Here is a 23480-nt window from a genome sequence, read left to right as displayed (position 1 = left end):
AGAACTATGTCACAACTAGAACAAATCATTAACGACGCTTTTGAAAACCGTGCAGACATTACGCCTGCAACCGTTTCCCAGGAAGTGCGCTCAGCCGTTGAAGAAGCGATCAACCTGCTGGACAGCGGCAAAGGCCGCGTCGCCGAAAAAACCAGCGGCGAATGGGTCACCAACCAATGGCTTAAAAAAGCCGTATTATTGTCGTTTAGAATCAACGAAAACAGGCTGATGGACGGCGGCAACACGCGCTATTACGACAAAGTCGACAGCAAATTCGCCAGCTACAGCGAAGAAGATTTCGCCCAAGCCGGCGTGCGCGTCGTGCCGAACGCGGTTGCCCGCCGCGGTTCCTACATCGCCCCCGGCGCCATCCTAATGCCGTCCTACGTGAACATCGGCGGCTACGTCGATAGCGGCACGATGGTCGATACCTGGGTTACGGTCGGCTCTTGCGCGCAAATCGGCAAGAACGTGCATTTATCCGGCGGCGTCGGCATTGGCGGCGTGTTGGAACCGTTGCAAGCCGGCCCGACTATCATTGAAGACAACTGCTTTATCGGCGCGCGTTCCGAAATCGTCGAAGGCGTTATCGTTGAAGAAGGCTCGGTCATTTCGATGGGTGTTTACATCGGCCAAAGCACCAAAATCTACAACCGCATGACCGGCGAAATCAGTTACGGCCGCATTCCTGCCGGCTCGGTCGTCGTTTCCGGCAACCTGCCTTCTGCGGACGGCAAATACAGCCTGTACTGTGCGGTTATCATCAAGCAAGTCGACGAAAAAACCCGCAGCAAAACCGGCATTAACGAGTTATTGAGGGATTAATTCTATAAACTCGACACTTGCCCCACGCTAAAAAAGGAGAGCAACAATGAACTTGAACTACGCGAATAAAATAAGCGAAGAAGAGTATCTACAAGGCGAACTTGTTGCTGAATGTAAGCACGAATTCATTGACGGTGAAGTCTTTGCAATGGCTGGGGCAAGTGAAACTCATAATTTGCTATCCCTAAATATGGCTAGCGAGTTAAGAAGCCAGCTTAAAGGCACGCCTTGCAGAACTTTTATAGCCGACATGAAAGTGAAGGTGGCTAACGATTTTTTCTACCCCGATGTGATGGTGGTTTGCCAGAAGAACGATGACTCGGACTATTACAAACAATCGCCGGTCATTATTGTCGAAGTGCTGTCGCCATCGACCCGGAAGTTTGACAAAACCGCTAAGCGATTGAAATACCGAAATATTCCGACATTGGAGGAGTATGTTTTAATCGATCAAACCATCGCGGAAGTTGAGGTCTTTAAAAAGAAAGAGCATTGGCAATCTTTTTATTACTATCTTGGCGATGAGATTACTTTTGATTCGTTAGGCGTTACCGTGCTTGTTGAAGATATTTACTATCAAGTCAACAACGACGATGTGCTTGCTTTCTTGCAGGAAAAAAATCAGGCAGCTCTTGAAGAAACGGATGCCAACCGTGTACAAAATACTGTACAGCCACCCCACACCCTATAAAAAACATGATTAACAACGATGTATTACGCCGGGTACGCTACGCTTTAGAGCTGAAAGACCCGACCATGATCGAGATCTTCGCCTTAAGCGGCGCCGAAATAAGCCGCGACCAGTTATTGAAATTTCTGAAAAAAAATAATGAAACCGATTACGTTCCGCTGAACAATAAGCTGATGGAGCAATTTCTGGACGGACTGATCGTTTATAGAAGAGGCCGACAGGAGAATCCGCCGACCCAGGAAAAAAAGCCGGAGCCGTTAACCAATAATATTATTCTTAAGAAATTGAGAATTGCACTGGAATTCAGGGAAGAAGACATGCTGAACACGTTAAAACTGGCAGACTTCGCACTGTCCAAAGGCGAACTGAGCTCTTTTTTCAGGCAAAAAGGCCATAAGCATCACCGCGAATGCGGCGACCAGATCCTGAGAAACTTCTTGCAAGGGCTGACCATTCGTTTTAGAAAACAGGACTGATAATTCACTATTCCAAACATAACGCCATTCTCTGTAAGGAGTGCCGTGCGCGCCCTTACTTAATACTAACCGACCGATAACTTAATCAAGGCCAATATCATGAGCGACAATCTATCAAACAATGCGATCATTTACGCGACACTGGCTTTAAACAGCGAAGTCGCCCTGCAGCACGAATATTTGGATTCGCAGGATGTTCCCGATGAAGAGCGCGAAAACGAAGAAGAAATCCTGGCCGACCTGGAACAAGCTTTTATGGAATTTGTCGACGTTTATAAAAACCGCTGCAAAGCTGACAAGAAATTGCCCAGCATTGACGAATTATTGAATAGCCAACTGTAAAAAACCATGCATACACTTTACGGAATAAAAAATTGCGATACCGTTAAAAAGGCTCGCAATTGGTTGGAGCAAAACGGCATTGCCTATCGGTTCCACGATTTTCGAGTCGATGGTTTAACGCCCGAGTTACTACGCCATTTTGCCGAGCATTTAGACTGGAACAAACTGCTTAACCGCAGCAGTACCAGTTGGCGGCAACTCAGCGCCGAACAGCAAAGCGATCTGACGCAGGAAAAAGCCATACAATTGATGTTGGCTACCCCTACCCTGATTAAACGCCCGGTTCTGGATACCGGCGACAAACTGATCCTTGGCTTCAACAGCAAGGATAACGGCTATGCCGCAAGCCTTCCGGAAACAGGCATGGCGGAAAAATAAATCCGTTGCTCCCTCGCCTACGCGTTGCAATCATCGCTATACATAAGTCGCCGTCTCTTACCTACTGTTAGATGCGACCTCCCAGGTTTTTACTGAAGCAGCTCCCGGCGACTCCAGCACTTCCGCCATGCATGGCAGTCGTAAAACCTGGAAGATCTGACTGCAATGTTTCGAACGGGGCAAGATGCGTGGAAATGCCTCAAAGCCTGCCCGAGCCGTGCCGAAGAGCACACTACGCCGCCAACCACAAATGCAAAATGATACGAGCCCTTTCACGATAACATTCCCACGCCCGTCCTAACCCTTGCCAAAAGGCGGCGTGTGAGAACGAGAAAATCATTATGAGCGACACACTAGAACTTCTTAAAGACCTTATCAGCCGCGAATCGGTCACACCAAAAGATGCGGGCTGCCAGGATGTACTGGCTGCGCGTTTAACTAAACTGGGCTTCAACGAAGAACGCCTGGACTTTGAAGACACTCAAAACATCTGGCTTAGACGCGGCGCTGCAAAACCGTTGCTAACCTTCCTCGGCCATACCGATGTGGTGCCTACGGGGCCGGCCGATAGCTGGGTTTCACCGCCGTTCGAACCAACCATTATCGGCGATAAACTTTATGGCCGCGGCACCGCCGACATGAAAGGCGGCATAGCTTGCTTTATCACCGCGGTCGAGCGTTTTATCGCCAAACATCCGGATCACAAAGGCTCTATCGCGGTAATGATGACCAGCGACGAAGAAGGCATTGCCACCAACGGCGTGGTAAAAGTCGTCGAAGTGCTGGAACAGCGCAACGAAAAAATAGACTGGTGCCTGGTCGGCGAACCGTCCAGCGACAAAAAAATCGGCGACGTGATTCGCGTCGGCCGCCGCGGCTCCTTATGCGCCAAATTGACTATTGCCGGCATACAAGGCCACGTCGCCTATCCTGAGCTGGCCGATAACCCGATACACAGCTTTGCGCCGGCGTTAAAAGACCTGACAGAAGAAGTCTGGGATCACGGCAACGCGTTTTTCCCGCCGACCAGCCTGCAGGTTTCCAATATCAATGCCGGCACCGGTGCCGAAAACATCATCCCCGGCAGTGTTAACGTACAGTTCAACCTGCGTTTTTGCACCGAATTGGACGAAGAAACCATCAAGCGACGCACCCACGCGATCCTGGACAGATACGATTTCAAATATCAACTTGAATGGCGCTTGTCAGGCAACCCGTTTCTAACCCAACCGGGCGCATTAATCGATGCCGCCCATGCCGCGATCAAAACCGTGACCGGCTTTGAAACCGCTGACGATACCGGCGGCGGCACCTCGGATGGACGCTTTATCGCCCCAACCGGCGCACAGGTTATCGAACTCGGTCCGTTGAATGAAAGCATCCATAAGATTAATGAACATATTGGCGTGGAAGACTTGGAAATTTTGTCCAATATTTACGAACAAATACTGGTTAATTTACTAGTGCAAGCATAAAGTCCTCTATCTGCACATTTTTCGGTTTCTCAATCAAGGTACGGCACGCGTACCTTGCAATGAATTACCGCACCGAAAACTCGATCGATCAAAACAGAGCAACGGAATAACCGATGCTCAATCCGGCTTAATTTATAAATACAAGCGTCATATTCAGATTTAAAAATAATTGTTGTTTTATATGGCTAATTTTAATACCCACTTATGTGTTGCCGCGGCTGCCGGTATCGGAGCGAGCCTAGTTGCCGTCGATGCCCATTTAATTACCAATGGCGATATACTTTGGTTTGTTTTCCTCACGACATTAGGCGGAATGCTGCCCGATATCGATGCAAGCAACTCAAGGCCGGTAAAACTGTTGTTTAGCGTGTTGGCTTTCATGGGTGCGTTAGCGGCACTGCATGCGTTTAAAGCTGAGTTGAGCAGCTCGTCTGCTCAAACGAAACTTATGCCCTTTGGGTATAAAAACAATTATGAACCATACCCGCTATTATTGAGCGCGGCAGGCACTTACTTCCTGATTCGTCACGGTGTGTTCGCGTTGTTTAACCGCTTTACCGTTCATCGCGGCGTCTTTCATTCCCTATTGGCTGCTTCGTTTTTTGCGTTGTTAATGACCTGCATTAGTTATCGTTTTCTGCATTGGAAGGTTCTGCACGCGTGGCTAAACGGCATTTTCATTGCGTTGGGATTTGTTGTCCATTTGCTATTGGACGAAATCTACAGCACGGATTTATCGAATTTAAGGATGAAAAATTCTTTTGGCACCGCATTGAAGTTATTTAGTTATAAGAGCATGACTGCGTCGGCATTAATGGCTATTTGTACGATAATGCTGTACCCGATTGCGCCCTCTCCGATACCGTTAATTAAAGTATTGACAGGTTCCCAATGTCCGGATTCGAAAACGTCCACAACAAAAACCGGCAAAACAGGAGTGAAATCATGATTGAGCATTTGCGCTTATTGAGCCGTTACAACCAATGGATGAACGGCAAGCTCTACGACACCGCTGCCCAGCTATCTGCCGAGGAACTTGCCAAAGATCGCGGTGCATTTTTCGGCTCATTGCAAGGTACGTTGAATCATATCGTCGTGGCCGATATTATCTGGCTGCAACGCTTTTCCGAGCATCCGGCGCAACATCCGGCTTTAGACCGGATTCGCTCGGTGCCAAAGCCCCAAGCCCTAGCGCAAATCCTATTCAATGATTTCAGCGCACTGAATGAAGAACGGCGGCACTTGGATGACACAATCGTAACCTGGTGCGAACAGCTCGACGCATCCGACCTGGATCATAAACTGGCTTATCGCAATATGAAAGGCGAAACTTTAACCAAAAACTTCGCCAATCTGATGCTGCACTTCTTTAATCACCAAACCCATCACCGCGGCCAAGCCACGACTTTGCTGTCACAGCAAGGATTAGACGTTGGCGTCACCGATTTGTTGGCACTCATACCGTCGGAGTAATTTGCAAAGTTTTATTAAATATCGGTGTTTTGTTGATCGCCGTATTTACGAGTTAAATAGGCAATACCTAGAGTCACCAGCACCGCTACGGATATAACAAAAAACAAATACCGGCGCCAAGGCGTTTTTTCTTCTTCCGCACCAACGACAAACGGCAAGTGCGTATCCTGTTTTTCGCCGTCATGCATGATAGTCACATGCGCAAGGTAATCACCGGCGCCGTATTTGGAAAAATCAACGTCCGCTTTAACGGTGCCCGATTTAGTCTTTTGCGGCTCCAAATAAAAAATACGCGTGCCTTCCGGCTCTTTAGTCACTTCAAACTCTATCGAAACATCGCGAAGTTTCTTACCTTCATAGTCGAAAATCAGGTTAGTCAGGCCCACGTTAGGAATAAAGCGGCAAAAACCCTGGCTTTGGGTAAAGGTCGGCGTATAGGCGGTAAAGTGGATTTTTTCGGTACCAACCCGGATGCGGCAAACATCAACCTCATCGGCGGCTCCTCTATGGCTGTAGCTTGGCGTAGAAAACAATACGCTTAAACATAATGCCGATAAAACAGTCCAAAACTTGTTTATCGAACGTTTGCCGCGTTTGTTTTGATTATTATTGGGCAACTGTGTATGCATGTCGATCTTCCTCTTTTGCTGGCTGGAAAATAGCGTTAAACGAAACGCCGTGAACAAAAACCGGTATAAGCGAAAAATTACATTAAACGTGATAAAGAAAATCCCGTCAAATTTTATCAGGAATATCAAACTGAAAGCCGGAGTAAAGTACTTTCGGCCACGCGTGCGCAGGTATAGAAGCCTAACCGAATTAAACGACATCAATATTGGCGGAGGCGGAGATATTTAAAGAGGGAACTCGGCATTTCCTCCATCCCTGGAGGTCAATGTAGAGAAATGGCGGGACTATTTCCCGTCCTTGTCGACGGAAAGCACGGATACGACGGATTGGCACGGGTTTTTACGGGACTAACGTCTTAACCGCGTCAATCCATAAAAATCCGTGTTCTCTTTTTTTAGACAAAAGCTATTGCAATACGATCCGCCGTTGATGGAAGGCTTCCGCCATCGGCTCATTGGTGATGGTCAAGATTGCCGCATCCGGAAGTTTTTGGGCTATCAAGCGCAGCATTCGCATTTCCCATGAAGAGTCGAGCGAATCCATTGCTTCCTGCAATAAGATCCACTTGGGTTGTTGCAATAACAACCGAACCACGCCCAGACGCTGTTGCTGTTCACGAGAAAGTGCGCCAGCCCAATTATCTTCGCGGTCTAGCAGCTCATGCAAATCTTGCAAACCGACCAGTTCAAGCGCATCGGTAATAGCAGACTCGGCATATTCCGAATGAACAGACGGGTAACAGATTGCCGCCCGCAACGTCCCGGTCGGTAAATAAGGTCGCGGCGGCATAAAGAACACAGGATCCGGCGGCAACTCAATAGCGCCTTCACCCCACGGCCACAAACCGACAATCGCCTTAAACAACTTGGAACCGGTAAAAGCATTGCCGGCAATCAGTACGCGCTCTCCCGGCCTGATTTCGTCATTCATCTCCGATACGCACACCACTCCATCCAGCCTGATGATGCATAACTCGCGAAAACTCAAAACATTCTGTTCCGTTTTTTTCAGGTGAATCCGATGCGGATCATGGCGGGCGATTTCCTGTTCCAAGCGCTCCAAGCCATTAGCCAAGCCTAATACCCGCTCAACCGAGGCTCGCCATTCCGCAACTTTAGCCATGTTGTCAACCGGCCAGGATAGCGCTCCGGCCGTTTGCTGGAACGCCTGGGCCGATTGCATCAACGCACCGAGCGAGATACTGCCGAGGATATAGCGAGGCGCGGACACCAGAATAGGAAACGCCATAGACAATACCGAGTAACCGGACGTAAGCATGAACAGATGCGACCAAGCAAGGGTTTGCCGCTGCCAAGCGTAGATAATATCGTTAAAAAGACCGATGAAACGGCTTTGCTCATTGGCTTCCCCATGAACCAGCGCAATCGCCAGGGAGTTTTCTCGCGCTGTGACCAGACCGAACCTGAAATTGGCTTCCACGGTCTGTCTGGCATCGGTTGCCCTCGTATAAGGCCGGCCTAACCACCAGCCCAGCGAAGATGCGCAAGCCGCATAAATTATCGCTAGCCAAACCAAATGCCCGTAGATGGGAATCTCGAAAAATAATAAATTAAGCGTAACAACACCGGAAAGGGTCCAGAGAATTTTGGTAAAACTTATCAGCACCAACGAGCAATAGACTAAAGAGTGACTAAGATCGAGAGCCGCTTCAGTCGCAATGCGGATATCTTCAGCAATCCGCCCATCCGGATTATCATGCGCTCCCTGAATGTGGGTAACCAGATAATGGCGGCCTTCGGTCATCCATTTACTGATCAAGTGTTGAGTTAACCAGCTTCGCCAATCAAGCTGCAAGCGTCGCTTAACTTTAAAATGCGCGGTAGTAACGGCTATATTGGCTCCGAAAATCAGCACAATCAAGCCAATCTGCGTAAATAATCCCCCCATTGAGCGTTGTTCAAGCGCATTGAAAAGATCGGCGCTCCACACTGTAATCACCACCGCAATACCGATCTGCATGATGGTAAGCATGAATAAAGCCAAAGTCAGCCTGCGAATAGTGGACTTGTTTTCAGAATACCAAAAAGGTCCGGCTAATCTGATAAATTGAATAAAGAACCCGTTTGAAAATTCCAAAGTAAAATCTCCGCGTTAGGGTAAAATTAATTGCACATCAAGACGCGGCTTTTGATTCTTTTAATATCCTCGTCTCTACCAGCCGACAATTCTAGTGGAATTGTTCCGATTTTCACAACTTTGTAACTTAATTACTCTTAATAGATTGATAAATCAGTGGCTAAAATATAAAGAGCTCGGCGTTGTTAATTTAGAGGTTGTTCAAAAATCTAACAAATTCCGCCTAAAAACCATGAGCTAAAAATATCTCGACCTTATCGATCCGGTCCTTTTTATCATTGAATAGCTGGCAGGAGGCCCCAACAAGTTAGTTAAATAATCAAACCGGAGAAATGCAGACGATCAAGATCAAGGCTTGATCTTGATCGCCTATAAACACGGAGAAAAAGCTTTAACGCGCCGCCAACCAAATCCAAACAATTGAATATGGCATACGCTTACTGTAGATGATCGACAGCTAAAAGGGATGGGCTATTACTTTTGAAACGTCCGGCCTTCTTCGCCTAATGACTAAAACAAGGCCATGACAAAGAAAGCTATCAGTGTTTAACGAATGATCTAAAAAGCCGCTTGCAAATTAACGCCGGCGGATTTGCTTTCGTAAGACGCGATCGGAATATTGGAATCGCGCTTTTCGAAGCTCAACACAGGGCCGATGCTGACACTATCCAACGGTTGATACATCAAATTAAGCCCAACATTGCCGACGTCGTCCTTTTGTTGCTCAAACCCCGCGACGCTAGAGCCGCCACCGCCCAGATACTCTTGCTGCTGGTAAGACATCGGCAATTTTAAAGCAATTTTGGGAGTCGGCTGCCAATTAACATTAAACCATACGCCTTGAGTAAGCACGAAGCTGGCAAACAAGTTGTCAGCCTGGCTAATTAAACGTCTTCCGGACAGTTCCAGCAGTGTTTTTTCGCTGGCTTGCCAGCCCAGGTTAAGCTGCGCGGTGACATCGGAAAAATTACGAACGCCAAAATGCGCATAGTCTTGTTGCGTGTAACCGACAAATCCGTCGACGCGCGTTTTATTGTTAGCCCGCCAATCCCAAGTCAACGCATAACTCATCCGGGTATAAGCGTCATCCTGAGTGCTGCCGGGAGTTATCTGGCGTTGCGGATATTGTCCGTCGGTTGCAATCACCCGCAACCCGTAAACACTACCGCCGGGACTGAGATATTGCAGGTCAAGTTCCGCATTATCTTCAGTATTATTACTGAATCGCCGGCTGGTGCCGTCAAACTCGGTTTCTGTCCGAAACACGCCAAGCTTGATTTTGCCGTTGGGATGAAACAAGTAGCCGGCATTGGCAAAATAGCGTTGATTATTTATCAGGTTGTTTACCACGCTATGCAATTGCGCAAAGCTGCCTAACGCTTGAGCATTGGAGTAGCCAATCTCGCCATCCCAATTGTTTCCTATTTGCCAATTCCATTGGGCGCGCGTATCCCAGCCGGTGTAATCCAAATTGGTAAAAGTTTGAAACCAGTTTTGGTTAACATTTGCTTTGACGATGAAATGCTGCCGTTGGATTTTCCAATCCATATCAAAGCCGGCCGCGACTTGTTTAATGAAATCGCTTCTATCGCTTTGCCCTGTAACCGCCACCGTATCGACGCTATCGGATAAACGCAAAAAGTTACTGTCATACAGCAAGGTGGAAGCAACGTATGGCTTGAAAGTATCGTCCGGTGAAACTACCGCATAAGTCTTATCGGGTAGAGATCCTCCTAACAACACTATAAAACACGATAATAAATACTTACTCTTAATCGCATCGTTTTTACTATGGCACTGCCGATAATCCAAAACTAATAATCCCATTATTTACACCGCTATAGGTAATAAGCTTCTAAAGCCGATATTAATGATTTCGCCCTCGCCTTTGGTTTGGCTAATATTTTCGCCGGCACAGGCATTATGCGGCAATAACAAGCCGAACGATATAATGGTTTTGGTTATCATAGTCATGCCAAGTTTTATAATTATTGTAAACGGATATTCAGCACTTAAATATTGCCGGGATACTGAAAATTCTCGATTGATAATAGTATAGTTCCTTTATCGAAATCTGTTATTCATCATCGCTTTTTTGAATATATGAAGTCTCCTAATACTTTTCATACAGAACTCTTAATAAAAATATGCGTTTAATTAAGTTTGCCATGGAAAGAAAAGGGAATCTTAAATTAATCCGTATATTAAAGCTGAGTTGAGCGGCTCGTCTGCTCAAACGAAACTGATGCCCTTTGGATATAAGCCGGTAATATTGCGCATTATCACAGATAAGATAAAGGAGGCCGGAGTTGAAATTCCGCTTGTCTACTTGAGGAAATAAATGCAAAACCGATTGCATAGCGATAGTGTCATCCAATGAAACCCATAGTATCTACGGATCTATAAAAGCAATAAATTATATAATATTCAGCAAATTAACACCATTAATTAAACTGAATATTCATCATACTACAACACTCCCAACGCTCAAAAATCTGTCAGCACCACACCGAGGCATTGGCTGCCTGTGTCGTGTAAAGCGTCTTTTAATAACTCTAAATCATTCATCCGGGTTTTATGTTGGCGAACGACTAAAAGAGCGCCGCCACAATTCGCAGCGACAATTTGCGCATCGATAGCCTGCTCTGCCGGCGGAGTGTCGATCAGGATGACGTCAAATTGCGCTTGCAGTTCTCGAAGACAACTTTTCAAACCTCTGCTGATCAGCTCGACCGGATTCGGCGGCACAGTACCTGCCGGTAAGATCGATAAATCCCGGAACGCCGGAATCCGCGTAATAACCGTTAAATCGGCGCGTCCGGCCAACACATCGGACAAGCCGTAAACGCTCTGCAGCTTGAACAACGTATGCTGCCGCGGCTGCCGTAGATCGGCATCGATTAGCAAAGTACGCTCGCCAAGTTGGGAAAAAACAATCGCCAGATTGGCGGCCATCAAGCTTCGGCCTTCGCCGCGGCCGAGGCTGACCAACGTCAAAGTTTTGTGGACATCGGTAAACCAGCGCAGCATTAATTGACCTCGCACGGCTCTTAATGCTTCCACTTGCGGACTCATCGGCTGATAGGCAGCGACCAGTTCCTGGCTGAAGCTTTCTTCGGAGGTACTCAGGAATGGAAAATCGAATTGATATGATAAAGCGCGCTGTATGTCGTCGTCGTTGACCAATCCCAGCAGCTTTGCCGCATCGCCGAAGAGCATGCCTTTTTGCTTTTGCAGCGCAATGATACGCTCAGCGTCACGGGCGCTGATTTTTCCGGCATCCAGTAACAGCGCCCCCATTGAAGCGGTATTTTCTATTCTGCTTACTTTATTGCTCATCTTGTTATTGAATATAGTGTGTGCTTGCATTATGCATTACCTCGGTTGTTGGAACCGTCGCCAGGACTGTCAAGATGAGACAGCCGAGCCACTCGGCTTGGCTTTGCGGCCGGAAGGGAAATGACCGCGAATACAGGGACGGCCAACTCCGAAACATCGAAAGCGGATCTGACCCGGCGATCCATTAGCTCCGCCGCTAACGCCGAGCCCATGCCCAATATACTCCCCAGGAAGACCGATAAAATCACGTTGATCAGCACCTTGGGCTTGGCGGGCTTTTGCGGCGGCACAGCGGGATTGAGAACCGCGGTATTGGTTTGACGCATTTCGCTTTCCATGCGGCTTTGCACCGCTCGCTGCAAAGCCGCATCGTAGATTCGCTGGGCGTTTTCCACCTCGCGATTAAGCACCCTTATTTCGTCGTGCTGTTTTTTTAATTCCAATACCTTGGCTTTCTGCTCAGCAAGGGCATTGGCGATTATCTTGTCGCGTTGATTGGAAGAAGCGACTCCACCTGCGATGCTGTCTAACACCATTCTCACTTCAGACTGAACTCTTTGTTTCAGACTTCCCACTTCGGCTTTTGCTTGTTTATATTGCGGATGATTGACATCGATACGCTTGGACAATTCGGCAAACTTGGCCTCCGCTTTTGCCAATTCAGCCTTTAAGGATTGAATCACCGGACTGGTCAACACCTCTTGCAGCGACTCTGACGACCCTCCCTGCTTCAGCGTGGAGGCCAGCAAATCCTTTCTGGACTGCAATTCGCTGGTGCGCGCCTGATTTTCGACCAATTGCCTTGATAACTCGGAAAGGCGGGAATTTTCCAGGTCGATGCGATCTTCGGTTGAAACGATACCGTGTTGCTGTTGATAGGTGGACAGAACCGATTGCGCATGCTCAAGATTCTCCCGCAATGAGCCCATTTGCGAGTCGAACCAATCCGCGCTTAATTTTGCCGGTTGGGCCTGTAACTCAATGCTGGTTTGTATATAGGCATCGGCAAAAGCATTGGCAATATTCGCGGCCAAATGCGGATCGGTAAAAGTAAAGTCAACTTGCATCACACTACTTTCGTGCGAAGGTTTAACTTCCAATTTCTTCAATAGAGACTCCGCAACCCAGTCCCGGATATCGCCGACGCTTTTAGCTTTTGCAAATTCGGCTTGGGTTTTCGCGTCCTCGCTGAGCTTTAGTTTATCGACCACTTTACGCGCGACATTATGACTGCTGATCACGTCGACCTGCGTGGCTATGTAGCCCGGCAGCAACTGCACCGGCAAAGTCAGGCCGGTTACCGGATCGACGCTGCGCTGATCGACCACTATCGAAGTCGTGGCGATATATTGCTTCGGCAGCCACAGACTGATCCCCAACGTCGTCAAGACCGTCATCATCAATACCGACAAAACGACCGTTCTATGCGACAGAAGGATATTAATAAATTGATGAAAGTTCATAATGTTCCGTTATGTTATTGGCTCAACTTGAGCAACCGGTAAAGGCCATACACCGGCATGGGACTATTTGCCGCGTGCTAAGGATAGTGTCCTAAATAACATCATTTTCAGTAAGAGTGCTCGCTTGTCAGGTATCGGCGGCGCAAGCCTACGCGGAGGTATTCACGGCGTCCTGACAAGCCGGCACCCCAACCCGGCTAAACCGGGACGTTGTTTTAAGCAAATCCTAAAACCATCGTTCGCCAACATAAATCACATCGTCTTTTAATACCGCATCCCCTAAATCCACATCGACGTCCTGTAAAACGCCGCTTTTATCCTTGCGTTTGATGACGATGCCGTTCTCGGTTCCGCGCAACGTCAAACCGCCTCCGAGCGGCAATGCCTTGACCACAGAAATACCCGGTTCAACCCGGTAACCGCCCGGACGCTGCACTTCGCCATAGATATAGAACATCGGCGCTTTCGGCACATAGACTTGATCGCCTTGCAGCATCTTGAACGGAGCGATGTTCTTGTCATCTTCCAAGTAAACTTTTAAATCCAGCGCCTGACGTTGCAGCTTGCCATTGACATTGCGCGTCACGATGACCGTGGTGTCGCCCATTTCATCAATGCCTTCGGCCATCGCGATCAAATCGACTATCGAACTATCGGAATCCAGCGGATAACGGCCCGGCTTGTTGACGTAACCCAACACCGATACCTGCTGGCTGACGTGGTTCAATACCGCGACAGTGACTTGGGCATCGTGAATAAATCCTCCCTGGATTAAACGCACGGCAATCGCTTCTTCCAGCTCTATCGGCGATTTTCCGCTGGCGTCGACTTCGCCGATTAACGGAAAAGTAATCCGGCCATCGGGTGAAACCCTGGTTTCGGTTTTTAAATCCTCATAACCGTACACGGAAATGCGCAAAACATCGTCCGGACCAATATTGTAGGCAGCTAGACTTTGCTGAATGGACAACAGCAATAAAACCATTAGCAACAGACAGCGTTTGTTGAACCATTGTGATTGAGTATTAGTAAGCATTTTTATCCCTGACGACCACGTTGATAGTTTTAAATATGATCAATAAGTCGAGAAATAACGACCAATTGCGCAGGTAATCGAGATCGTAATCAATCCGGGCCTGCATTTTTTCCAGCGTCTCGGTTTCGCCGCGGAAGCCGTTAACCTGCGCCCAACCGGTAATACCGGGTTTTACCTTATGCCTGATCATGTAGCCTTTGATCAGGCTGCGATACATCTCGTTATGACTGATAGCATGAGGCCTCGGACCGACAACGCTCATGCGCCCCTGTAACACATTAATAAACTGCGGTAACTCGTCCATCGATGTTTTTCTTAGAAAAGCGCCGAACCGGGTAATTCTCGGATCGCCCCGCGTTGCCTGGTTAACCTGTCCGTCGTCTTCCATAACCGTCATGCTGCGAAATTTATAAACCACAATTTCCTTGCCATCCAAGCCGTAACGGCGCTGTTTGAATAACACCGGTCCAGGAGAGCTGAACTTTACGCCGGAGGCAATCAACAACATTAACGGCGCGATCAACGACAAAATAGATAGCGACAACACCACGTCGCTGATCCGTTTAATGACGCTGTTAATGCCGACAAACGGGCTTTCGCATACGGCTACAATCGGAATGCCGTCTATCGTGCTGATATTGGCCTGGATCAAATCAAACGAGACTATGTCCGGTATGAAGTAAATCGATGCAGTGGTATCGCGCAACTGATCGAGTAACGCCATAATCCTCGGCTGCGCGGACAGCGGTAAAGCGATGTAGATATGCTGGACGTTATAGGTTTTAACGAATTCAGGAGCCGATGCGATAGTACCCAGCAGCGTTTCCGGTTGATGTTGCTCCGGCGACTGCGTGCGTTCCGACCAGCGATCGTCGAAAAACCCCATACAGCCTACGCCCAACATCGGGTTTTGCCTGAATTTGTGGGTTAATTTGCGGCTTAATTCACTAAGCCCGACAATAACCGCACGAGAAGTTTCACCTCTAGTAAATGACCATCGCTGCAACGCTAAGCCGGCCTTGGAGTTCTTCCAAAAAGTTTTATTGAATTCAAAATCTATACTGTTAATCATATAAATGACCAATAAAAGCGACAGTAACAATAAGTTATGCCCAAAGGGCATAAGTTTCGTTTGAGCAGACAAGCTGCTCAACTCAGCTTTAAAAAACTATTTTCAAACTGCGTATGAGCTATTAATTGAAGACTTCAAATTCAATAGTGTCCTCTGGCATTGTTCAACGCCGTCAAATACGAGCGAGCTTATAGGCGACAAAACTAACGCATCCGCTTTAATAAGTTTCATGATGTACTCCTGCCCCAGAAGGATGATGAAATAAATCTGCTTTACATTGGCCTATCAACTCTGAACAGGCTCGGACAATCCAATAAAATCAAGCCTGATACAATACAAGTCCTAAAAAGTAAGTTAATTGAAAGGCTTCAGGTTATAAGAAAGCGTGCAACCGAACAATTAGTAGAAACACCTAACGGCCTTAACAGGCTTGGCTTTTGATCGATTACGGCAGGCTGGAATATTGGGCCGGAAAGCTGCCTTCATACGCTTAAAACAGAACTTAAAGCTGAAAGCCAAATGAGATAGGTCGAATAGCAATACGCATTTTCTTGAAGAGCGAAGCGAATTCAAAGCTGCAACTTTTACGCACAGCCCTGATTAAAGGGCGATACCGGCAAATTGCATAGGAAAAAATCAGGCAGGAAACTAAAAAAGAAGCAGGTTTAGTCTAAAAAAATCCATACTCAGGCGTTCGCAAAACAAGACCTGAAAAATATCCGGATTTATTCGTTCAAAAACAGGGGAACGGAACAGTTACTTTAATGAATTAAATGCTGCATCGCTGAAAACCCGGGACTGGGTTTTGCCTGTATTGACATCCGTGAAGGGTACAGGCAACTTTACAGCAATCGTCATTTAGCTTTTTACCACATCGTGCCCTAAAAACATCGCGTCTCCATAACTGAAGAAGCGGTAAGATTGCTCAATGGCATGGCGATAAGCGTTCATAATAGGCTCATAACCGGCAAACGCCGACACCAGCATCAATAAGGTCGACTCCGGCAGGTGGAAGTTGGTCAGCATCGCATCGACCGATTTGAATTGATAACCGGGAGTAATGAACAGATCGGTATCGCCGAAACCGGCTTCAAGCCGGCCGCTTCTCGATGCAGATTCCAAAGCCCTGACCGCCGTCGTGCCTATCGCGATAACCCGCCCTCCATTGACCCTGGCTTGACGAACAGCTTCCACCGTCTCCGGCGGCACCGCAAAATATTCTTTGTGCATTAAGTGCTCGGACAAATCTTCGACCCTGACCGGCTGGAACGTACCGCTGCCTACGTGCAAAGTCACAAAAGCGCTTTGCACGCCTTTCGCTTTAAGCTTTGCGATCGTCGCTTGATCGAAATGCAGGCCGGCCGTAGGCGCTGCAACGGCTCCCGCTTCCTTCGCAAAAACCGTCTGGTAGCGCGTCAGGTCGGATTGATCGTCTTCGCGGGTAATATAAGGCGGTAACGGAATGTGCCCTATTTCCTCCAACAACGCGAGCAAGCCGCTCTCGCCTTTAAATTCAAGCCGGAACAGGTCGTCCGCCCGGCCTAATACTTCGCAGCAATAACCTTTGTCCAACTCGATTAAAGTACCGGATTTCGACGACTTGCTGGCCCTGACATGGGCAATCGCATGATGATCATCGAGAATGCGTTCGATAAGAATCTCGACCTTGCCGCCGCTCGGCTTTCTGCCGAACAGCCTGGCCGGAATCACTTTGGTATCGTTGAAAATCAGCACGTCGCGCGAATCTATCAAATCGATAAAATCGGTGAATTGCCTGTCGGCCATTCGTCCGGCATAGCGTTCCATACATAACAGGCGGCTTGCATCGCGTTCGGCTAAGGGTTTTTGCGCAATTAATGCTTCGGGTAACTGGTAGTTAAAATCACTTTTTTTCATAGCGCGCGATATTATCAGGTTAAGTCTTTAAATACACGCTCACAGCGCTTTTATTAAGCAAAAATCTGTCCACTTCTGGACATAATGGCAGGTGCTATGTTTTTAAAAATGGCACACGGATGGCACGGATGCGACGGATTAACACGGATTTTACGGGGTTAGCTTTTTATCCGTATCAATCCGTAAAAATCCGTGTTCCCCTTTTTAGTTGTATATCAATGTATTTGACTACCCTCGAATCGGATTACAATGAGCCATTCTTGTTAAAAATTGATCGCCAATGCAGAGCAAAACGACATTCAAACCGGCCTGGTGGTTGAAAAACAGCCACTTGCAGACTATCTATCCTGCCTTGTTAAGAAACGCACCCAATCCGCCCGACTATCGCCGTGAAAGACTAAGCACTCCGGATCACGACTTTATCGACATCGATTATTGTGGAAGCGGCGGCCAACCGCTGGTTATGCTGGTCCATGGCTTAACCGGCAGTTCGCAATCGGGCTATATCAAAGGCTTGCAAAGCGCATTGCTGAAACATGGATTCCGTAGCGCCGCGTTTAATCTTCGCGGTTGCAGCGGCCAATCGAATGACAAGGCGCGCAGTTATCATTCCGGCGAAACCGAAGACCTTGATTTTCTGTACCGAACCTTGCGTCAACGTGAGCCAGAAACGCCATTAGCCGTGGTAGGCTTCTCGCTCGGCGGCAATATGGTTCTGAAGTGGCTGGGCGAACACGATCGATTGAACCTGTTTGCCGCTGTCGCGGTTTCCGTGCCGTTGCTGCTGGATATCTGCGCGACAAAATTGGATAACGGCTTTGCCAAGTGCTACCGCTATAATTTGTTGAAAGAGTTAAAAATCTATATGCGGGTTAAATTGCGGCATCTGGAGAACATAGGCCGCACGCAAGAAGCTGAAAAAATCAAGGAACTGGGCGATTTGTCGGCAATCGATTCGTTTTGGCAATACGACGATAGAGTCGTCGCCAAACTGCATGGTTTTAACGATGTGCACGACTATTACCGGCGTTCCAGTTCACGCCAATACCTGAAATCGATCTCGGTGCCGACGCTGTTGATCCAGGCGGTTGACGATCCGTTTATGACTCGCGAAGTGCTGCCGGGCCGGGATGAGCTATCGCCCGCTGTTCAATTGGAACTGACCGCACACGGCGGCCATGTCGGCTTTGTCTCGGGGTCGATTCCTTTCCGGCCGAAGTATTGGCTGGAGCTGCGGATACCGGAGTTTTTGACGGAATATTTGCCGTAAAATGAAAGCCCATCAATGGCGCGTACTAAGGAAGAAATTAGGTCACTATTCAGCGCCTAGAAAAATGGCACACGGATTAAACAGATTTACACGGATTTTTAGCCCAAACCTCGGTTCGTTTGCGTTTTTATACCCACTTCATTTGAGCGGACAAGCCGCTCAAACCAGCTTTAAATCCGTGTATATCTGTTTAATCCGTGTCATCCGTCGACTGCAAGGATGCAGGAGGTAGGGCAATGCAGGAGCAATTGCCGAGTTCTATCGAGCATACACTGAGCAGTGACGAAATTAGATTTGCGCCTCTTCCGGCAAGAACCCGCCCGCCTGCATTGTCCACAACCGGTAGTACACGCCTTTCCGAGCCAACAGCTGATCGTGTCCGCCGTCTTCGACGATGCGGCCCCGGTCGAATACTAAAATCCGGTCCAAATGCGCAATCGTCGACAAGCGGTGCGCAATCGCAATCACCGTCTTGCGGCCCATAGCCCGATCCAGGTTTTCCTGGATCATTTTTTCAGTGACCGAATCCAGGCTCGACGTGGCTTCATCCAGAATCAAGATCGGCGCGTCTTTCAGCATGACCCGTGCAATCGCAATGCGCTGGCGCTGGCCGCCGGATAATTTGACGCCGCGCTCGCCGACCAACGAATCGTAACCTTCAGGCATGCCCCGGATAAACTGATCGGCATGCGCCATCCGCGCTGCCGCTTCAACGGCGGCGTCATCCGCTTGCAAACGGCCGTAGCCGATATTTTCTTTCAAACTGCGATGAAACAAGGTCGGATCTTGCGGAATCAAACTGACCTGCTCATGCAATGAATCCAACTGGACCTGCTGAATATCGATGCCGTCTATTAATATCTGACCGCTTTGCGGCTGGTAATTGCGCAGCATCAAACTGACGAAAGTCGATTTACCGGAACCGGAAAAGCCGACCAAGCCAACCCGCTGCCCCGGTTCGATCACGACATTCAAGCCGTCGAACACCGGCTGGTCCGGCTGATAACCAAAACGCACATTGCGAAATTCAATCCGGCCCTGGGTGACGTTGAGCGGCACCGCGCCCGGTACGTCGACAATTTCATGCGGACGGACGATGGTTTCGACGCCGTTCGCGACGTTGCCGACATATTCGAAGAACTCCAAAAAGCGCCGGGTCAGGTTGCGCGCATCGCTGATGATCAATAAGGCCAAACCGACGCTCATCGTGAAATCGCCGACGCCGATCAAGCCGCCGTCCCACAACGTCAGCGCATAATAGATCGTACCGATTTTCAACATCGCCGCGGCAATGAACTGGAACCAGCGCACCCGCTCCATATACCAAAACGTGCGGCGCCCGGCCTGAACTTCGGTTTCCAAAAAACCGTCCAGGAATTCCCGCTCAAAACCTAAACGGGCAAACAATTTGGCGTTCAGGATATTGGTCACCGCATCGACAATCTTGCCGTTGACCAAGCTGCGAGTTTCCGCATAACTTTGCGCATAAGGCTTGCAGCGCGTTGCCAGCCAATAGGAAATGCTGACATAGATAAACACCCAGCCCGCGACAAACAGCCCTAAACCCTGATGCACGTTTAACAACAACCCGATCGAAACCGCGAACGTGACCAGGATGGGCCAGAAATCGAACAGCACGGCCCAGGTCGTATGATTGACGCTCATCGCCGTCTCGCTGATACGATGGGCCAGAGCGCCTGCAAAATGGCTGCCGAAATAACGCGGCGCATGATATTGCAAATAAGTGTATAACGCTTTGGCCGTACGCTGGCGCAAGCGCGGCCCGACAATAATCAATATAGCGCCGCTGCCCCGGCTGAACAGGATTTCCGCGATATTCAAGCCCGCCAACAGCAACAGCGGTCCGCGCAAACTCTCCAGCACCGTCGCGCCAGACAAGTGCGTGACGCCATCCATAATGGCTTTAATCGCATAAGGCACCAGAATGCTGCCGGCCGCTTGGCCGGTCTCCAGAATCATCATCAGGAATATCCAGCCACGGAAACCGGCTAAACAGTACAAGATAAATTTAATCGTACCGGTCGGTAAAGGCGGGGCTTCCGCGGCTCGTTGGAAATTAGGCATGGTTTAAGAAATGTCGACGAAGAAGCCGGCATTATAATGGAAAGTGAGGTTTTACAGGCTTTCCGACATTATGAATTGGGATTAAACAAGGACTTTTTCAGGCTTACCGCTTATCGATAGTTTCCAGGCAGGCTACTATCGTATGGCGGACGATGAAAAGAGTCATCGCTATCGGGTAAAGTGTGTAATGCCAGGTAATCAGCAGACTGATCAGTACCAGCACCACGGCCGAGCCGATATTGAAACGCATGTTTTTTTCCAGATAGCGTAAATGACGGATAGATTCCTGGTCGAAATATTCGCTCTTATTGATCAAGGTTAACGTCACAATCGAGGTCAATAGCGAGTAATACAGCGGAAAGAAAAAGAACATCGGCGCATCGTCGTTGAACTCAGGCTTCCAGTACGCATACCAGATCAACAAGCAACCGGTCGCAAAGCCGTCATGCCAGGTCACGGTGGAAAGTTTTTTCAAATAGCCGAGCAGCAAGCTGGCAGCTATTACCGTCAGGCCGATACCCAAAGCTTCCTGAGTGGTTAGTAGCCATAGAAATTCGCTTTGGTACTGCACCAAAACGGCCAACAATAAGCTGCAAAGAATGAATCCGATCATAATCAAAAATTTGTGGAGTTTTTTTAGACTATAGCATCGTCAAACTTGGAACAGAAGACCGAATCCAAAAGAGGCCGACGGCTTTTTAGTAACTGATGTGACGATTGTCCACGAAAAGCACGAAAAATATCAGCCGTAGATTGGCCGCTTGCAGCCGGTTAGACCTTCCAGGTTTTTACTGGAGCCGCTCCCGGCGGATTGGTCTTTGGATACTTTCTTTTCGACTGCGCGGATGCCGAAGGTACGACCTCACGGATGGGGGAGGTAGAATCGCGTCTGGAACAACGATCAAGAGCAACGCAGGGAGCCGTTGCCGAGGCGGAGCACAAATTCGCCTGGAGTGAATTTGAACAGCCGATAAGGCTGGCCCGCAGGGCGAAAACCAAAGATGGTTTTCGTAGCGAAGTAACTCGCCCTCGGGTGCGAGAACCCGATTCAATTAACCTGTCGCGGTAGCGACGCTTTATAAAAATATACGGTAGAGACTAACTGCGTAACATAAGCTATTAAGCTATATAATCCAACCTGCCATCCGAATGACACTACATATCCATAACACGTTCCAATTTTTCAATACTCTGCAAGCAATTGGGAGACAGTATGAAAAAAATTGCACGTTTATCTTATGTAACAGCAAGTTTAACTATATTTGCCTGTGTCGCGGCCTTAACGGCTTATTGCCTATGGTCGCTGGATCGCGGTCTCGACTTGAGCGATGAATCCTATTACCTAACCGCTGCAATTCATCCCGATGCGGTCATTCTCTGGGCGACGGCCATGCATTGGCTGACCTCGATCCTGTGGCGGTTAAGCGGAAGCCTGCTTGGATTTCGCGCGATAGGGATGGCTATTTTGGCGTCCTCATCCGTCGTTCTTGCTTTGGGCGCAATGCGGGCTTTTGAGCGGATTAATGACCGTTTACAGCTTAAATTGCACCAGCGTTTATCGATAGCCGCCTGTAGCCTGGCCGTGGCTTTTCTTTACCACGCTTTTGTACCTTTTACGCCGTCCTATAATTTGTTGGCGGTCTCGGCTGTCTATCTCGCCCTGGGAATGATATTTTTCACAGCCAATGGACATAGTTCCGCCTTGTTACAATTGTTTTCAGGCATGGCTCTAGGGATTGCTTTTCTAACCAAGTTTTCCTCCGGCACGATCGCCTGGGTTATCGTTTGTGCCATCTCTATTTTATACGCGGATTCATTCCGCAAACGAACACTCGGCATCGCTATCATTAGCGCCGGCATGGCCGCAACGGTTGCTGCGTTTATCCTCTCGCATACCTCATTCGCCGAAGCGCTGTCCCAATTCAGGTTAGGCGCGCGGGTTTACATGCTCGGAGCCAACGAGACTTTTCCGCAACGCTTGATCCGCTATGTCGATGAAACAGGCGTCTTCCTGAAACTTATCGCCTACGATTTCACGATTCCTTTGGCCCTGTTTGGACTTTATCTATTGCGGCCTCGTGTCTGGATTGCACTGGCCGGGCTGGCAATATTCGGCTATATCGTAATAAGCCATGACTATCTGCTAGGCGGAATGGATAGATACGAACAACAAACCGCCCCGCTGCTGGTTGCCGTGGTCTTATCTGTACTGACTATGCCTAAAAAATGGTGGAAAAACGCGAAAGCGCTCGGCTTATTCGGTACATTGGCATGCCTACCTTTTGGTATTGCAATCGGCACCTTCAACGCCTTGCATACGCAGATCCTTTTTTCGCTTGCACCTTGGGGAGTATTAATCGCTTTGCTTGGATTTGGCATGCAAGCTTCGCCGCGATATGAAGCCTTATTGATCGGCGTGCTGTTCATAATAATCGTCACGTCCCAAACCGTAACGAACGGCCTGCGTGCGCCGTATCGCCAATACCGGCCTTTATCGGAACAAACCGAAGCTATCGATATTCCGCCGCTCGGAACCGTCCGGATCGACAGTGAAAGCCGGGACAGTTATTTCAAGCTGGTCCAAATGGCCGACCGGTGCGGCATCAAGCAGCGCGAAAACTTTCTGGGTTTATACAATATTCCGGGCATCGCGCTGCTGCTGCAAGCAACTCCGCTCGGCACGCCGCTGCTGCAAGACCGTCTATCCACCGAGCCGGTATTGGAGCAACTGCCCGAGCAGGATTTAAAATCGGCAGTGCTCGGTATTGATCGCGATACTGAAAGCTACGATTCCGGCATACCCAAGCAATTAGCCGGCTTTCCGATAGGCTACCGGTCCTGCGGAGCTGTCGTCCTGCCTTACCGGAAACAGAAAGTTGAGCTATGGATCAAGTCTGATTAAGTGTTTTCACGAATTGCAAAAGCGGCCGCT

At 48.6% G+C, this 23480-nt stretch carries 22 protein-coding genes; 11 read left to right on the top strand and 11 right to left on the bottom strand.

Going from position 1 to position 23480, the window contains the following annotated elements; genetic code table 11:
• Positions 1-6 precede the first annotated feature (6 nt).
• The 8 genes from dapD to EKO24_RS16505 all read left to right on the top strand — a co-directional run bounded on the left by dapD (position 7) and on the right by EKO24_RS16505 (position 5660).
• Positions 7-825 carry a 2,3,4,5-tetrahydropyridine-2,6-dicarboxylate N-succinyltransferase gene (gene dapD / locus EKO24_RS16540; RefSeq protein ID WP_127027818.1) on the top strand — a complete coding sequence of 273 codons (819 nt, stop codon included), beginning with the start codon at positions 7-9 and terminating at the stop codon, positions 823-825.
• Between the two features lie 46 nt (positions 826-871).
• Positions 872-1516 carry a Uma2 family endonuclease gene (locus EKO24_RS16535; protein ID WP_127027819.1) on the top strand — a complete coding sequence of 215 codons (645 nt, stop codon included), beginning with the start codon at positions 872-874 and terminating at the stop codon, positions 1514-1516.
• Positions 1517-1521: 5 nt separating this feature from the next.
• Positions 1522-1992 (top strand): YehS family protein, encoded by a 471-nt coding sequence (locus EKO24_RS16530; protein WP_127027820.1) that lies wholly within the window; start codon positions 1522-1524, stop codon positions 1990-1992.
• Positions 1993-2091: 99 nt separating this feature from the next.
• Entirely contained in the window at positions 2092-2334 is a 243-nt protein-coding gene (locus tag EKO24_RS16525) for a hypothetical protein (protein WP_127027821.1), read from the top strand.
• Positions 2335-2340: 6 nt separating this feature from the next.
• Positions 2341-2712 carry an ArsC family reductase gene (locus EKO24_RS16520; protein WP_127027822.1) on the top strand — a complete coding sequence of 124 codons (372 nt, stop codon included), beginning with the start codon at positions 2341-2343 and terminating at the stop codon, positions 2710-2712.
• A 341-nt stretch (positions 2713-3053) separates the two neighbouring features.
• Positions 3054-4187, top strand: coding sequence for a succinyl-diaminopimelate desuccinylase (gene dapE, locus EKO24_RS16515; protein WP_127027823.1), 1134 nt, complete (start codon positions 3054-3056; stop codon positions 4185-4187).
• Between the two features lie 181 nt (positions 4188-4368).
• Complete coding sequence (locus tag EKO24_RS16510; RefSeq protein WP_127027824.1) at positions 4369-5136, top strand: metal-dependent hydrolase; 768 nt, start codon at positions 4369-4371, stop codon at positions 5134-5136.
• Complete coding sequence (locus tag EKO24_RS16505) at positions 5133-5660, top strand: DinB family protein (RefSeq protein WP_127027825.1); 528 nt, start codon at positions 5133-5135, stop codon at positions 5658-5660. Before EKO24_RS16510 ends, EKO24_RS16505 begins: the two co-directional genes overlap by 4 nt.
• Positions 5661-5674: 14 nt before the next feature.
• On the opposite strand, the gene EKO24_RS16500 is transcribed toward EKO24_RS16505, so the two are convergent.
• From EKO24_RS16500 to queA, 9 genes are all read right to left on the bottom strand, one after another.
• Entirely contained in the window at positions 5675-6289 is a 615-nt protein-coding gene (locus tag EKO24_RS16500) for a hypothetical protein (protein WP_127027826.1), read from the bottom strand.
• Positions 6290-6695: 406 nt separating this feature from the next.
• Positions 6696-8387 carry an ABC transporter ATP-binding protein/permease gene (locus EKO24_RS16495; protein WP_127027827.1) on the bottom strand — a complete coding sequence of 564 codons (1692 nt, stop codon included), beginning with the start codon at positions 8385-8387 and terminating at the stop codon, positions 6696-6698.
• A 558-nt stretch (positions 8388-8945) separates the two neighbouring features.
• Positions 8946-10214, bottom strand: coding sequence for an XrtB/PEP-CTERM-associated polysaccharide biosynthesis outer membrane protein EpsL (gene epsL / locus EKO24_RS16490; protein ID WP_127027828.1), 1269 nt, complete (start codon positions 10212-10214; stop codon positions 8946-8948).
• Positions 10215-10217: 3 nt separating this feature from the next.
• On the bottom strand, positions 10218-10361 hold the full coding sequence (locus EKO24_RS22425; protein ID WP_154671600.1) for a hypothetical protein: 144 nt from the start codon (positions 10359-10361) through the stop codon (positions 10218-10220).
• Between the two features lie 513 nt (positions 10362-10874).
• Complete coding sequence (epsG, locus tag EKO24_RS16485) at positions 10875-11756, bottom strand: chain length determinant protein tyrosine kinase EpsG (RefSeq protein WP_241674589.1); 882 nt, start codon at positions 11754-11756, stop codon at positions 10875-10877.
• Positions 11756-13189, bottom strand: a complete 1434-nt coding sequence (epsF, locus tag EKO24_RS16480; protein ID WP_127027829.1) for a chain length determinant protein EpsF — start codon at positions 13187-13189, stop codon at positions 11756-11758. Before epsF ends, epsG begins: the two co-directional genes overlap by 1 nt.
• Positions 13190-13415: 226 nt before the next feature.
• Positions 13416-14225 carry a polysaccharide export protein EpsE gene (gene epsE / locus EKO24_RS16475; RefSeq protein ID WP_127027830.1) on the bottom strand — a complete coding sequence of 270 codons (810 nt, stop codon included), beginning with the start codon at positions 14223-14225 and terminating at the stop codon, positions 13416-13418.
• A complete protein-coding gene (locus EKO24_RS16470; RefSeq protein ID WP_206667300.1) occupies positions 14215-15297 on the bottom strand; it encodes an undecaprenyl-phosphate glucose phosphotransferase in 1083 nt (360 codons plus the stop codon). Before EKO24_RS16470 ends, epsE begins: the two co-directional genes overlap by 11 nt.
• Before the next feature lie 858 nt (positions 15298-16155).
• A complete protein-coding gene (gene queA / locus EKO24_RS16465; protein WP_127027831.1) occupies positions 16156-17193 on the bottom strand; it encodes a tRNA preQ1(34) S-adenosylmethionine ribosyltransferase-isomerase QueA in 1038 nt (345 codons plus the stop codon).
• A gap of 280 nt (positions 17194-17473) precedes the next feature.
• Here queA and EKO24_RS16460 point away from each other — a divergent pair, with 280 nt between their 5' ends.
• Positions 17474-18463: a hydrolase gene (locus EKO24_RS16460; protein WP_127027832.1), complete on the top strand. Its 990-nt coding sequence runs from the start codon at positions 17474-17476 to the stop codon at positions 18461-18463.
• Between the two features lie 288 nt (positions 18464-18751).
• On the opposite strand, the gene EKO24_RS16455 is transcribed toward EKO24_RS16460, so the two are convergent.
• Complete coding sequence (locus EKO24_RS16455) at positions 18752-20548, bottom strand: ABC transporter ATP-binding protein (RefSeq protein ID WP_127027833.1); 1797 nt, start codon at positions 20546-20548, stop codon at positions 18752-18754.
• Positions 20549-20651: 103 nt separating this feature from the next.
• Positions 20652-21161 carry a hypothetical protein gene (locus EKO24_RS16450; protein ID WP_127027834.1) on the bottom strand — a complete coding sequence of 170 codons (510 nt, stop codon included), beginning with the start codon at positions 21159-21161 and terminating at the stop codon, positions 20652-20654.
• A gap of 255 nt (positions 21162-21416) precedes the next feature.
• Between EKO24_RS16450 and EKO24_RS22910 the strand changes: the two genes are divergently transcribed.
• Both EKO24_RS22910 and EKO24_RS16440 read left to right on the top strand, forming a co-directional pair.
• Entirely contained in the window at positions 21417-21617 is a 201-nt protein-coding gene (locus EKO24_RS22910) for a hypothetical protein (RefSeq protein WP_143733244.1), read from the top strand.
• 144 nt (positions 21618-21761) lie between these two features.
• Positions 21762-23450, top strand: a complete 1689-nt coding sequence (locus EKO24_RS16440) for a hypothetical protein (protein WP_143733243.1) — start codon at positions 21762-21764, stop codon at positions 23448-23450.
• The last annotated feature ends 30 nt before the right edge of the window (positions 23451-23480 follow it).

This window comes from Candidatus Methylobacter oryzae, from assembly GCF_003994235.2.
GTDB classification, from domain to species: domain Bacteria; phylum Pseudomonadota; class Gammaproteobacteria; order Methylococcales; family Methylomonadaceae; genus Methylobacter_A; species Methylobacter_A oryzae.
Note: the sequence above shows the minus strand (reverse complement) of the source record. Positions and strands in the feature narration are given on the sequence as shown.